Annotated in this window: 9 protein-coding genes; 3 read left to right on the top strand and 6 right to left on the bottom strand. The window is 51.0% G+C overall.

The annotated features are described in order from the left end of the window. Positions 1–6: 6 nt before the first annotated feature. The 4 genes from ABWW03_RS06995 to ABWW03_RS06980 all read right to left on the bottom strand — a co-directional run bounded on the left by ABWW03_RS06995 (position 7) and on the right by ABWW03_RS06980 (position 6,230). Complete coding sequence (locus tag ABWW03_RS06995) at positions 7–3,123, bottom strand: efflux RND transporter permease subunit (protein ID WP_353407292.1); 3,117 nt, start codon at positions 3,121–3,123, stop codon at positions 7–9. A 7-nt stretch (positions 3,124–3,130) separates the two neighbouring features. Further along, a complete protein-coding gene (locus ABWW03_RS06990; RefSeq protein WP_353407291.1) occupies positions 3,131–4,366 on the bottom strand; it encodes an efflux RND transporter periplasmic adaptor subunit in 1,236 nt (411 codons plus the stop codon). A 15-nt stretch (positions 4,367–4,381) separates the two neighbouring features. Continuing rightward, positions 4,382–5,734: a TolC family protein gene (locus tag ABWW03_RS06985; RefSeq protein ID WP_353407290.1), complete on the bottom strand. Its 1,353-nt coding sequence runs from the start codon at positions 5,732–5,734 to the stop codon at positions 4,382–4,384. Between the two features lie 82 nt (positions 5,735–5,816). Next, positions 5,817–6,230, bottom strand: coding sequence for a hypothetical protein (locus ABWW03_RS06980; protein ID WP_353407289.1), 414 nt, complete (start codon positions 6,228–6,230; stop codon positions 5,817–5,819). 345 nt (positions 6,231–6,575) lie between these two features. Here ABWW03_RS06980 and ABWW03_RS06975 point away from each other — a divergent pair, with 345 nt between their 5' ends. Continuing rightward, positions 6,576–7,256, top strand: a complete 681-nt coding sequence (locus tag ABWW03_RS06975; protein ID WP_353407287.1) for an OmpA family protein — start codon at positions 6,576–6,578, stop codon at positions 7,254–7,256. 116 nt (positions 7,257–7,372) lie between these two features. Here ABWW03_RS06975 and ABWW03_RS06970 read toward each other — a convergent pair whose 3' ends face one another. Continuing rightward, entirely contained in the window at positions 7,373–8,095 is a 723-nt protein-coding gene (locus tag ABWW03_RS06970; RefSeq protein ID WP_353407286.1) for a GIY-YIG nuclease family protein, read from the bottom strand. 363 nt (positions 8,096–8,458) lie between these two features. Then, a complete protein-coding gene (locus tag ABWW03_RS06965) occupies positions 8,459–10,672 on the bottom strand; it encodes a S9 family peptidase (RefSeq protein ID WP_353407284.1) in 2,214 nt (737 codons plus the stop codon). A gap of 295 nt (positions 10,673–10,967) precedes the next feature. Here ABWW03_RS06965 and ABWW03_RS06960 point away from each other — a divergent pair, with 295 nt between their 5' ends. Then, positions 10,968–12,929 (top strand): M1 family metallopeptidase, encoded by a 1,962-nt coding sequence (locus ABWW03_RS06960; RefSeq protein WP_353407282.1) that lies wholly within the window; start codon positions 10,968–10,970, stop codon positions 12,927–12,929. A gap of 232 nt (positions 12,930–13,161) precedes the next feature. Next, entirely contained in the window at positions 13,162–13,725 is a 564-nt protein-coding gene (locus ABWW03_RS06955) for a TetR/AcrR family transcriptional regulator (protein ID WP_353407281.1), read from the top strand. Positions 13,726–13,733 lie beyond the last annotated feature (8 nt).

The raw sequence follows: 13,733 nt of genomic DNA, 5'->3' as shown, positions 1-13,733 counted from the left end.
CACAACTTATTTTTTATAGACCAAACGATAAAGCGCAGGTAGCAACACCAGTGTTAATAACGTGGACGACACAATACCACCAATAACCACCGTTGCCAGCGGTCTTTGCACCTCTGCTCCGGCTCCGGTATTAAACGCCATAGGGACAAATCCCAGACTGGCGACCAGCGCCGTCATTAAGACCGGTCTCAACCTTGCACTGGCACCTTCCCGAATCGCGGACGGTAAGTCTCGGCCTTGACGGCGCAGATCCCGAATAAAACTCAACATAACCACACCGTTTAACACCGCCACACCCGATAGGGCGATAAAACCAATAACCGCGGAAATAGACAGTGGCATTTCCCGTAAACTCAAAGCGACTACCCCACCCGTTAACGCCAGTGGCACACCGCTAAATATAATCAAAGCGTCGCGCAGCGAATTGAAAGTACTGTACAAAATGCCCAGGATCAATAATAAAGTTAGCGGGACGACGAGAGTCAAACGTTCGCTGGCCGACTGAAGTTGCTTAAAGGTACCGCCATAGTCGATCCAGTAACCGGCTGGAATGTCCAACGCCTGATTCATCATAGTTTGGGTATCCGCGATAAACGACCCCAAATCCCGCCCTTCCACATTCGCGGTCACCACAACATTGCGTTTACCACTTTGGCGATTGATCTGATTCGGTCCTTGAATGGTTCGTATATTGGCAATTTCCCCAAGCGGGACATAACGTAATTCGGGGTTGGCATCTTCGGGTAATGCAATTGGCAAACGCGCGAGGGCTTCTGTGTTTTGACGCAATTCATCGTCGAAGCGTACCAACAAACGAAAACGCCGATCACCTTCGTAGATCACACCGGCATCAATGCCCGCAATCGCTGCACGCAGATTCTGTTGGACATCGTCCACGGTTAAACCCAGTAATGCCAAATGATCCCGTTCGGGCTCCACACTCAGCATGGGCAAACCAGTCAACTGTTGAAGCTGAACATCTTTCGCGCCTTCGACACTTCCCAATAGCTCTGCAACCTGCTTGCCCGCTGCTTCCAAAACCGCCATATCGTCCCCGTAAACACGCACCGCCACATCAGCTCGGACACCGGCAATCAGTTCATTGAAACGCATTTCGATTGGCTGGGTAAATTCGTATTTGTTACCTGGCACTGGCATGACCGCAGCCCGAAGTTCATTCAGTAGGTGAGCTTTGCTTTTATCCGGGTCGGGCCATTCTTCTCTTGGCTTCAGTACCACGTAAGTGTCAGCAACACTGGGTGGCATTGGATCCGTAGCCACTTCCGGCGTCCCAATCTTGGAAAACACATGGCTCACTTCAGCAAACTCACTCACTACCGATTCCAACTGCATTTGCATATCAATGGACTGTTGCAAACCCGTGCCAGGGATACGCAAGGCATGCATAGCGATATCGTGCTCATCCAACTGGGGTAAAAACTCTGACCCCAATCGACTCAATTGCCAGGCACTGCCTCCCACCAGAATTGCTGCCGCCAGTAAAACAGCCATGGGGGCTCGCATCGACAAGGCCAACAGCGGCTGATACGTCTGACGGGCTTTCGCCATCAGGACATTTTCTTTTTCACTGATCCTGCCCCCCATAAGAATCGCCACCGTTGCCGGCACAAAGGTAATCGAAAACACCATCGCACCTAACAATGCAGCCACAACCGTGAACGCCATCGGATGGAACATTTTGCCCTCCACCCCGGAGAGCGCAAAGATAGGCAGGTATACCAGCATAATAATAAACATGCCAAATACCGCAGGCTGAATCACTTCACGTGTGCCCGCCACCACTTCGGCCAATCGCTCCTCAAGGGTGAGCACACGTCCGAGACGATGTTGCGCAAGCCCCAGTCGACGCAATGTATTTTCCACAACGATCACCGCACCATCGACAATCAATCCGAAATCAATCGCTCCCAAGCTCATGAGATTGCCACTCACACGATGAGTTGCCATACCCGTAATCGCAAACAGCATACTCAGTGGAATAACCAGCGCTGCAATAAAGGCTGCGCGAATATTCCCCAACAGCGTAAACAACACCACAATCACGAGCACAGCACCTTCGAATAAGTTGGTGCGTACAGTGGCAATGGTTTTGTCAACCAAACTGGTGCGACTGTATAGCGCCACGGCTTCGACACCTACGGGCAAACTCTTGTTCACAGCATTCAATTTCTCCGCAACCGCTTCTGAAACCGTACGACTGTTTTCACCAAGCAACATAAAGGCCGTTCCCAAAACAACCTCTTCGCCATTTTGCGTCGCCGCACCACTGCGCAACTGCTTACCGTACCGTACATCCGCCACGTCTCGGATGCGCACCGGTGCATCGTCTCGTTTGGCTATGACCACGGCACCGATATCTTGCAGGTCTTCTAACTGCCCAGGCGATCGAATCAACCATTGCTCACCGTTGCGCTCGATATAACCGGCCCCACGATTTTGGTTATTGCGTTGCAAGGCTTCCAATACGTCCTGCAAGTCAACCTTGTATGCCAGCAGCTTTCCTGGTTCGGGAACCACTTCGTATTCGCGCTCATAACCACCGATGCTGTTGATTTCGGTAATACCGGGAACGCGAATTAATTGTGGTCGCACGATCCAATCCTGAATTGTTCGCAAATCTTCAGACGTGTAAGCCAAACCGTCTTCACGCACAGCCCCTTCCTTGGCGCGTACCACATAGCTGAAAATTTCACCCAGGCCGCTCGAAATAGGACCCAGTGCCGGTTCTATGCCGTCGGGGAGTTCATTGCGAATCGCTTGCAGACGTTCAGCAACCTGCTGCCGGGCCCAATAGATATCCGTACCTTCATGAAAAATCACACTGACCTGTGCAAGGCCATAGCGTGACAGAGAGCGGGTATAATCCAGCTGAGGAATACCCGCCATGGCGTTTTCGATAATGTAGGTCAGTCTTTGCTCCGCTTCCAATGGCGAGTAACCATCAGCTTGGGCATTGATCACCACCTGAACATTGGTAATGTCCGGCACCGCATCTACAGGCAAACGCTTGGCGTTATACACACCCAACGCCGCCAGCAATAGAGTACAGGCCAAGATCAGCCAGCGCCTTTGCACTGCAAAGGCAATTACATTTTTCATCATGGCCTCCTTAGTGGTCGTGTGCTGCGCCGTCTTTCAAAACGTCGGCTTTGATGATAAAACTGTTGGTGGTTGCGTATTCTGTGCCGGGTTTTAATCCACCCAGAATCTCGGTGAACTCAGCATCGCTCTGCCCCAGCGTTAACATGCGCACTTCAAACTGATCGTCGAAACGCCCAAACACTACCGTGAAATCGCGAAACCCTTGCAATGCCTCGTTGCGAACCGCCAATTCAACTTCACGTTGAGCGGTGCGAATATCCGCTTTTACGTGCATGCCCGGACGCCAGTGGCCATCAGCGTTATCGATCAGCGCACGGGCACGAGCAATGTGCCCACCGGTCATTTGCGGTGCGATATAGATAATTTCACCGGGTGCTTTTTCGTGCTGATGCATATCCGCCACACTAACGGGTTGCCCCAGTGCCAACTGTTCAATATCTTCAGGGAAGGCAGACATCTCCACCCAGACCTTGGACAGATCCACAATTCTGGCCAGAGCTTCCTCGTCGACGCGTTGGCCGATGCTCGCCATCCATTCAACCACCTCTCCGGCAATGGGTGCTTTCACACTGTATCGCTGCAAGGTTTTAATATTGCGCAACGTGGCGATTTTCTGCCCCGCCTTAACCTTGTCACCGATCGCGACATGAATATTTTCCAACACACTTGGGTACGGCGCGTATATGCCCGCCTGACGATCGATAGGTACTTCAATCACACCAAAGAGTTGACGCGAAATATTCAACGTTTGCGGACCCGCAATTGCGGTTTCAATCCCCGATGCTTTCGCCATAGCGGCGCTGATTTGGCTTCGACCTTCATGGCTCTCGTAGGACCAATCGTAAGACTTACCCTGCAGCTCTAGGCGCACAGACACATCATAGGAATGAGGTTCAACTACGGTTTGCTGACCACGAAGGTAATCACCCTCGGCTTTGAAGCTCAGTTGATCTACCTGGCCATCAATACGATGCAGTTCAATCGCCAGTTGGGATTCTGACGGTGGAACAAGTTGCTCATCACGATAGACAAACACACGCATCTCCGGGGGAACGCCGGTTTCATAGACCGTGACCTCAACAGCAATATTGCCTTCATGCAATAACTTGCCTCCACGCGGTCCGGTTTCTTCTGTGGCCTCCGCCTCTTCAGTATGGTCATGGCCGCCGGCATAGACCGCCTGAGAGAGCAGCAAAGCCACAAACAGCAGTAAAGACTGCGCCGTTATATTCAATATTTTCATTTTTGGAAATCCTGTTTAGCTGGCCAGATGACGGCCACTGAGACGCTCAAGTTCAATCGACTTCATCTGGAAGTCATTGCGCAATTCAATTAACTGGCGTTTGATATCCACCACTTGAATCTGAGCATCCAACCATTGCAAAAGACTGTACTGCCCGACTTCATACGCTCGCCTGGCGGCGGCCTGGTATCGTTGCGCCTGTGGGAGCAAATCTTTTTCAATGCGGGAAATTTGATCGCGGTTATTGATCAAAGACTGACGCAAGAGCAACAAGCGTTGCTGTAACTGCCAGCGTAAACGCGCCTGCTCAGCTTGTCGTATCTGCCAATTGCTGTGGCTTACATTGATCTCGGCCTGTGCTCGCTCGCCTTGCTGCAAGGGCATGGAAAACTCCAGCAACAGAGCCTGATCACGGCTCGCCTGAAATCGACGTAGCCCCAAGCCCAGAGTGACATCCAGTTGCTTTTGACTCTGGCTGAGGTGCCAGGCCGCTTCGGCTACTCGACTTTGTGCATTGGCCAGAAGATATTCAGGCGCAGAGTCTAAGGCGTCAACCAACGCTTGTTCGTTAGGAACCTGAAGATGATCAACATCACCGGTGGCGCGCCATAGCGTGGCCTGGTCGGCCACATTGGCATCGTTACCTAACCACATCGCTTGCAAACGTAAGCTTTGGGCAAGCAATTCACCTCGCACATTTTCCAATAAGGCTTCACTGCTTTGGACCTGCAAGCGCATCTTGTCTCGGTCGGCCTGATTAATCACACCCGCGTTGGCAAGGCGCCGAACGGTGGCCATCGCCTCCCGTTGTTGCTTCACGCTTTCTCGGGCCCATTGCTGAAGCGATTGCAAACGCTGCAATTGAGAGAAGTTACGGCGGGTATTGGCCAGAACTTCCAGTTTTAACACCTCGTACGCATGTTGCTCTGCAGCCAATTCTGCATCCACAAGACGGGCTCGCCTGGAGGCTTTGTCACCCCGCTCGAACAGTCTTTGAATCTGCACCGTAATTTCGGCACTGTCCGCACCGCTGAATTCGCCTGTGCCCAGAACATTTTCAATACTGCCATTGAGCTGCCAGGCCGGTGCCCGGGCGGCAATCAGACGTTTCAGATCGTACTGACGTAAATACATCGGGAACTGTTGCAAACGAGGATTCAACTCAAGAACCTTCGCCAGGGCTTCCGCCAAACTGATGGCCTTGGGTTGAATCGTCGTGGTGTCACTGACGGCAGCTCGCTCTGGACGAGCCGTCATCGACGTATCCGCCAGAGCGGGCGTGACGACAATCGCCAAGCTCAGCAAAGACGCGCTCAACTGAGGAGCGCACTGGACAAGGCCCAGCGCGGCTTTTTTCGTAAATAACATTACCTGACTCCATAGGGCGAGCAGGCACAAGGCCGTACCACCCAACGTGGTTTTAATCTAAAAAGATAATAAAAACAGGGAGTTAGGCGGTAGGCGGAGGTACTGGAGGAGAATAAGCCCAGCTGTGGTAATCAGGCATTGGCTGGCTCAGCATGTCCGGGGAATCCGGGTTATAGAGCTGCACACTGGCTAACATGGATTCCAGCTGCAAGTGCACATGACTGCCATCGTCATGCTCATCATTAGCAAGGTCCAGAGCGGTGGGGATCAGGCCATCCGTGCTTACGGGCGACTGATCGGAACAGCTTTCGGCCATTTGATCTTGATGGTTTTGATCGGCAACGTCGCTAAGGCCCACAAACAACTGCTCATCGGCATGCAGGTGAAAACCTTCACCCGCATGATGATCGAGGTCAGCCACATAATGGAAAGCCGCAATGCTGTTAATCAGCATATGGCTTAACACCATGAATGTGATGAGAAATCGAAGAGCCACAAAACATTCCAATTTGAATACGGCGGCAAGATTAGCAAAGACCAGCCTGCTGTTCCAGCCCCAGCCTCGACGCATTTACAGAGCTTTACCCATTTTCTGCGTCATCTGTCGTGGAACGCCTCGAACTCGAACTTCAAAACGTGAACATCCTCTCGTTAAATAAAAATGACAAAATTTTCACATTCACTCCATATTTGCTGCCAAGTTCAGAGGCATGATTTGTATCAGATTTGTAACAACGTTTGTCCGCTTCATCTGCCATTAATCTTTCGCGTTAACAATGCAATGGAACTGGTCGAGGCAAAACTGATCAAAACGGCCAACAGAGAAATTGAGGTATCCATTATGACCCTAAAACGCCAAAGCAAAGCCTTTATCGTCGCCGCCATCAGCGCGGGCTTACTTAGCGCCTGTGCCGGCACGGGCAGTCAGCAAGATCGCAACAACACCGCCATTGGTGCCGTTTCCGGCGCCGTGATTGGCGCCCTGGCCGGCGGCCAAATGGATAACGACGGCAACCGTGATCGCGGTCGCATTGTCGGCGCTCTGGTAGGAGCCGCTGCCGGTGCGGGCATCGGCAAATACATGGACAATCAGGAACAGGCTTTCCGTGATGAACTGGCCACCGAACGTCGCAACCGGGAAATTGAAGTCAAACGCATTAAAGATGACACCATCCAATTGGTTCTGAACAACGAAGTATCTTTTGACTACGACTCCGCTCGTATCAAGCCCAGCTTTCACAGCACATTGAACAAAATGAGCGAAGTTTTATCGAAATACCCTGAAACCCGTATCACTATCGTGGGCCATACCGACTCTACGGGCAGCGACAGCTACAACCAAAACCTGTCTGAACAACGTGCCAGCTCCGTCAAGAGTTACATCGCCCAGCAAGGTGTTAACGGCTACCGTGTCGACACAGAAGGCCGAGGTGAAAGCCAACCCCGTGCCACCAACAGCACCGCCGACGGCCGCAGCTTGAACCGTCGCGTTGAAGTTTTTGTGGTAAGTACAGGAACTTAACTTCCTGAAAAAGAACTAAGAAACAAGATTCAGTTTCGCTCTAACATTTAACCCTGCCAGAGCATAGCCCAACACAATGTGTTGGGCTTTTTTATTTTTTAGAAGAACATCAACTATCAAACACATTCCACACGAGAAGAAAGGAAGTTAGAAATTGAATGTATAATAACCTCAAGAGTACTCATCGGAATTCGAGCTTTTCGATTGCTGTCTTCTGAGCTGTTTGGTGATAATTCCTGGGAATCGGGAAAATCAGACAAGGCCTGATCAGTTGATTGGGTTTTGGAGGAAATTGTCAATGTGTATCGCCCCCCTGTTCTCCCACTCAAATGAAATGAATATTCACCCAACTTAAATCGCACGCCTTTACCATTTTTTGTTATATGGTGAGGAATCGACAAAGACTCAAGTTCAGGAACCACTTCCGCGTAAATCCGTTGAGAGTTTCTTTTCATAGCTGCTTCTGTAGCCGCAGCAACATCTGAATCATCAGACACAGCAATTTCTTCAGCCTCAGGATGATAGGTCGCAATGAAATCGGAGACCGCATCAAGCAAGGTTTCATTTCCATCCCAAAAATATTCACCATCCAGCCGAGTGTTATCCAGAATAGTGTGGAGCATAGATTCCACTTTACGAGCATCGACCTCCGTCCAAGCTTTAACGATAGAAACCTTCACCGGGCTTATGGTTCCCAGCAGCTCTCGCTCTCGCCGTTCCGGATGACCTGTTGTAATCCCAATTTTCTTTATTGGCGGAAAACCAGCTTCTGAATCAAACCGTTGAAGTTTTTCTGAAAACATGGGTTCCGCAATGTATAGCGTATTTTGAGAATTCATATAAAACTAACATTTCAATGAGTAGAGAAAGAGTAGGTTCTAGATCAGGAAATCTGCAGTTAAGCGGCGGGTTTCCGTTTTTACGCTTAATCATCATCCTTGACGTAGGTTTATAACTTATTGCTTTATTAGTGCATTTACAAGCCCAACGGCCAAATCAAAACAGATCTTAAGCCTAGGGCCCAAGCTTGGGGGCTTCTTCGACAGGAGTCGAAGCAGAGCTACACGGATGTACTTGTGCGTCCCCCGAGCTTGGGCCCTGGGCTTAAGATCGTATCGAAGGGCAATTTCAAACTACAGCTATCAAAAACAAAAAAGGGCCAGCAACCGCTGACCCTTTTTCAACACTAAATCACCCTCACTCTACTGAAACTTCTCAATAAAGTAATCGGTAATTTCTTTAAACACATGGGTGCGCTGACCATCACCGGTGATGCCGTGTTTCTCACCCGGATAGGTCATTAAACGGAACTTCACGCCATTTTTCTGTAACTTTGCCATCAGAGTAGTCGCGTGAGTGAACAACACATTGTCGTCGGCCATACCGTGAATCAAATACAGATCCGAAGTCATGCCATCCAGATGTGGGAAGATCGCGCTGTTTTTATAGCCCTCTTCATTTTCCTGGGGCAGCCCCATATAGCGTTCCGTGTAATGGGTATCGTAGAGCATCCAGTCGGTTACCGGCGCAACGGATACACCCGCCGCAATTTGATCAGAAGCCTTGGACAACATCATCAGAGTCATATAACCGCCATAGCTCCAACCAAAAACGCCAATGCGTTCAGAATCAACAAAGGGCTGTGTCTTCAGGAACTGAATGCCCACCAATTGATCCTGCACTTCCGGGTCACCCATTTTTTCATAGATAGGGTCTTCAAACTTCTTGCCACGACGCTCGGAACCCCGATTATCCAAAGTGAATACCACAAAGCCCTGCTGCGCCATGTATTGATCGGTTAGCCCCCAACGGCCATCCCAGCGACGCTGAACCTGTTGAGAACCCGGGCCACCGTAGACACGCAGGAACACCGGGTATTTCTTTTTCGGGTCAAAATCCTTCGGGCGCAGCATTTGATAATACAGATCGCCACCCAGGCTGGTGCTCAGCTTGCCATACTCGGGCTGTTGCAAACCTTTAAAGTATGGGAACAAAGCATGCCCTTCTTTTACCTGATTGGCGGCCAACAGGGTAATTAACTCACCATTGGATTTGTGTAAACTAACCTGACTTGGAATCAAATCGTCAGACCAGGAATCAATATACACGCTCGCGTCTTTCGCAAAACTGATATTGTGCCAACCGCGCTTACGGCTAATCCTGGTCAGGTTTTCACCGCTGAAATCCACCCGGTACAACTGTTTTTCCAAAGCTGAAGCTTTGGTACCAGTGAAATAAATTTGCTGCTGCTGTTGATCAACGGCTTCCACCTCATCGACTTGCCAGTCGCCGGACGTGATGGCGTTTTTCAGTTTGCCTTTGGCATCGTAACGATAAAGATGCTTAAAGCCACTGCGCTCACTCGCCCAGATGAAGTCGCCGTCTTTCAGAGTGCGTAAATCTTCATTGAGGTTCACCCACGTAGGCGAACTTTCGGTTAGCAATGTTGTTGGCTTGCCCCCTTTCGCAGAATATAGAAGCAAGTCCAAGCGTTGCTGCTTGCGATCCTGACGCTGAACCAAAACACCCGAGCCATCCGCCAACCACTTAACACGCGCCAGATAGATGTCTTTCTCTTCGCCCAAATCCAGCTCAATGGGCGCTCGTTTGTTTTCCGGGTCCAGAATCGCCAAGCTGATCAGCACGTTTTTGGTTCCGGCACCAGGGTAACGCTGTTCAATGACCTCAGTACGATCGGCATAGATTTCAGAACGTTTGGCAATGGGCACCGGGGTTTCATCAAACTTGGCCGCGACGATGGCGTCTTCATTCGGCGACCACCAATAGCCCGTCATGCGTTTCATTTCTTCCTGAGCCACAAACTCAGCCATGCCCCAAGCTTCATTTTTATTGGAACTGCGTGTCAGCGGACGCGCTTTCCCGCCTTGGGTATCGGCCACCCAGAGATTGCGATCGCGAACGAAAGCAACGTACTTGCTCTTTGGAGACAGCTTTGGATCGGTAGCAAACCCTTCGCCATTTGTGAGGGCGCGGGTATTCTGTTTGGCGATATCGTACAGGTACAAATCCCCGGACAAAGGAAACAAGAGTTGCTTGCCGTCATTTGAGAACTGATAGCTGACAATTCCAGAAAGACTGGAGATGCGGGCACGCTCCCGACGGGCTTTCTCTTCATCTGACAACTCTTCAGCCGCACCACCGCGCAATTTCAGAGAATCCACCAGCAGGCTGGTTTTGCCGTTGGCGATGTTGTATTGCCATAAATCCATGCGGCCGGCATCGTCTTCACGCCCTTGTAAGAAAGTGGCTCGCTGGCCATCCGGGGAGAGCTTTAAGCTCCTCGGCGCGGTACCTGAGAGATCTGGATCATCAAATAAACGGTCTATGGTCAACGGCTCGAATGCCATGGCTTGCACTGTGCTCATTAAGCCGACTCCCAATAGCAACTTTTTCATGGGGTTTCCTATTTCTTAAATTCCGGCCAGAGCATAACGGTTGCCCTATGTGCAAGCAAGCAGACCCAACACCGCATGCGGGCCCCTGAGGCTGCAGCGAGCCCAGTCGTTATATTTTCTGTGTCAGCGGCGTCTTATTATAAAGCGCTGGGCTTGCAGCGCATGGAGAGAGCCACCTCCCCTCGAACTGAGCACGTTCGGGAACCCGTGAAAGAGATATTGCAAGCCAGGCCAAAAAAGGCCAAGCTAAGCGCCGAATTGACCCAGCTTTGGGCAAACCGAATTGGAGACCATTATGCAACTGACATTGCGTCATACCTGCCTTGCTGCCCTCGTGGCCCTGGGCGTAGGCTGTACAGAAAAAGATCAAACACCAGCCAAAGTCACCGTAGAGGAAAACCAGGCCACCGCCAGCACTGAAGCTGATCTGGCCACTGCGGCAGCGATTGCAAGCGCCGATGAAAAAGCCATCGAATCCGGTGTGGACTATCACTCCTACGCCAACATGCAGGATTACACCGTGCAAAATATTGCACTGGATCTGGATGTAAATTTCGATCAGAAAACCATTTCAGGCACCGCTACCCTGGATATCGATGCTCTTAATGAAGACGGCAAGCCGCTGATTCTGGATACCCGAGCGCTCAGCATTAATGCCGTTGATGGTCTTGATGGCCCACAAACCGCCGCCCTGAAATTCAAACTGGGGCAGGAAGATGCCCACCTGGGCAGCCCACTGTCAATTGATCTGGCCGGCCAGAAGAAGATTCGTATCAGCTACAGCACTTCGCCGGGCGCTTCCGGTGTGCAGTGGTTAACCCCAGAGCAAACCGCTGGCAAGCAACACCCCTTCCTGTTCACCCAGGCCCAAGCCATTCACGCTCGCAGCTTTGTTCCCTTGCAGGATTCCCCAAAAGCGCGCATCACCTATAGCGCGACGGTTCGCACCCCGAAAGCACTGCGCGCCGTGATGAGCGCCAATAACGACCCCAAAGCTGATAAAGATGGTGAATACCATTTCGAAATGCCGCAGAAAGTCCCCTCGTATCTGATCGCGCTGGCTGTGGGTGATTTGGAATTCAAGGCAATGGGCGAGCGCACTGGCGTTTACGCTGAGCCAAGCATGCTGGACGCCGCGGCAAAAGAATTCGAAGACACTGAAGCCATGCTGATCGCGACCGAAAAGGTTTATGGCCCGTATCGCTGGGATCGCTACGACCTGTTGATTCTGCCCCCGAGTTTCCCGTTTGGTGGCATGGAAAACCCACGTCTGAGCTTTATCACCCCCACCGTTATCGCCGGCGACAAGAGCCTGACCGCCCTGATCGCCCATGAACTGGCCCACTCCTGGTCTGGCAACCTGGTCACCAACGCCTCTTGGCGCGACCTATGGCTGAATGAAGGTTTCACCACCTACCTCACTAATCGCATTATGCAGTTGATCTATGGCGATGACCGCTACCGCATGGAAATGGCACTGGGTTATGAAGACCTGAAATCCGACATCGCCGATCTTGACGATGCCCGCGAAATTATGGCGATTGACTTGCGCGGTATGGACCCGGATGCTGTGTTCTCCAATGTGCCCTATGAAAAGGGCTCATTGTTCCTGTATGAACTGGAAAACACCATTGGCCGTGACAACTTTGACAAGTTCCTGCGTAATTACTTTGATCATTTTGCGTTCCAGAGTATTACCACTGAAGATTTCCTCGCCTACGTGGAATCAACGCTCTTAGCGCAATACCCGGACAAACTTTCCAAAGAGCGTTTTGAACAGTGGATTTTCCAACCGGGTTTGCTGGAAGACGCCCCTAAACCACACTCCCCGGCCTTTGAGAACGTAGACAAAAACCGCAGCGCTTGGTTAGACGGCAGCTTGGCTCTGGATGCGATTGATGTCAGTAAGTGGACCAGCCACGAGTGGAAATACTTTTTGGATGGCATGCCTGAGGCCCTCAGCCCTGAGCAAATGGCCGCTTTGGATGCCCAGTTCAATTTGACCAGTGCGGGTAATAACGAAGTCGCTCACAGCTGGCTGATGCTGGTTGTAAAGAACGACTATCAACCAGGCTTTGAGCGTGTCCACAGCTTCCTGACCAGCATTGGTCGCAATAAGTTCTTACGCCCGCTGTACCGAGCGCTGAAAGAAAACGGCAAGCTGGAATTGGCGCGTGAAATTTTTGAAGAAGCCAAAGTGGGCTATCACCCACTGAGCGTTAAGGTGAACAGTGCTATTTTGTATCCTGAAAGCTAAACACCCGCTTCACTGAACATCTCAAAAAGCCCGGTTCTACCGGGCTTTTTTGTGCCCACCCGATCCAGAATCTTGCGTGAGTATTAATGAGCGTCCTATTGTCGAAGCCAGCGGACCTCTGGCCCGCCCACACACGATATTCCTGAGCATCTGATGTCTCCATACGAACAGATATTGACACACTAGGACAAGCGCCCTAATATCTTAGGACAACTGTCCTAGAGGGTTCGCCATGTCCAGCAAGTCGACGAAAGAGAGCATCATTGATGCGGCTGATCAGTTGTTTTATCAGCAAGGTTACGAGAAAACATCGTTTGCGGATATCGCTCAAGCAGTCGGTATCACCCGTGGCAATTTCTATCATCACTTTAAAACCAAGGATGATATTTTGGCGTCTGTGATCAATCTGCGCTTGGAAAACACGGCCGACATGCTCGAACAGTGGCAAGAAGACAGCCAGTCCCCTTCTGAGCGCATCGAATGCTTTATCAAAATTCTGATCATGAATCGCGCAAAGATACGCCTCTATGGTTGCCCGGTTGGCACCCTAACAACAGAACTGGGCAAACTGGAACACCCCCAACTGAATAATGCAAATCAGGTCTTTTTGTTGTTTTCAGATTGGCTGGAACAACAGTTTTTGGCATTGGGGCACACACAGAATGCCAGAGAGCTGGCACGTCACCTGTTGGCACGCAGCCAAGGCGTTGCAACGCTGGCCAGTGCTTTTCACGACGAGGCGTTTCTCTACCAGGAAGTCGACACTCTCACAGAGTGGTTGGCTCAATACCATTAAATTTACCC

The sequence above is a fragment of the Pseudoteredinibacter isoporae genome (assembly GCF_040372805.1).
GTDB lineage: Bacteria > Pseudomonadota > Gammaproteobacteria > Pseudomonadales > Cellvibrionaceae > Pseudoteredinibacter > Pseudoteredinibacter isoporae_A.
Note: the sequence above shows the minus strand (reverse complement) of the source record. Positions and strands in the feature narration are given on the sequence as shown.

Excerpts from the sequence above, each read along its gene's own strand:
- ABWW03_RS06995 (WP_353407292.1), bottom strand. The coding sequence starts at position 3,123 with ATGATGAAAAATGTAATTGCCTTTGCAGTGCAAAGGCGCTGGCTGATC.
- ABWW03_RS06975 (WP_353407287.1), top strand. The coding sequence starts at position 6,576 with ATGACCCTAAAACGCCAAAGCAAAGCCTTTATCGTCGCCGCCATCAGC.
- ABWW03_RS06990 (WP_353407291.1), bottom strand. The coding sequence starts at position 4,366 with ATGAAAATATTGAATATAACGGCGCAGTCTTTACTGCTGTTTGTGGCT.
- ABWW03_RS06970 (WP_353407286.1), bottom strand. The coding sequence starts at position 8,095 with ATGAATTCTCAAAATACGCTATACATTGCGGAACCCATGTTTTCAGAA.
- ABWW03_RS06965 (WP_353407284.1), bottom strand. The coding sequence starts at position 10,672 with ATGAAAAAGTTGCTATTGGGAGTCGGCTTAATGAGCACAGTGCAAGCC.
- ABWW03_RS06955 (WP_353407281.1), top strand. The coding sequence starts at position 13,162 with ATGTCCAGCAAGTCGACGAAAGAGAGCATCATTGATGCGGCTGATCAG.
- ABWW03_RS06960 (WP_353407282.1), top strand. The coding sequence starts at position 10,968 with ATGCAACTGACATTGCGTCATACCTGCCTTGCTGCCCTCGTGGCCCTG.
- ABWW03_RS06985 (WP_353407290.1), bottom strand. The coding sequence starts at position 5,734 with ATGTTATTTACGAAAAAAGCCGCGCTGGGCCTTGTCCAGTGCGCTCCT.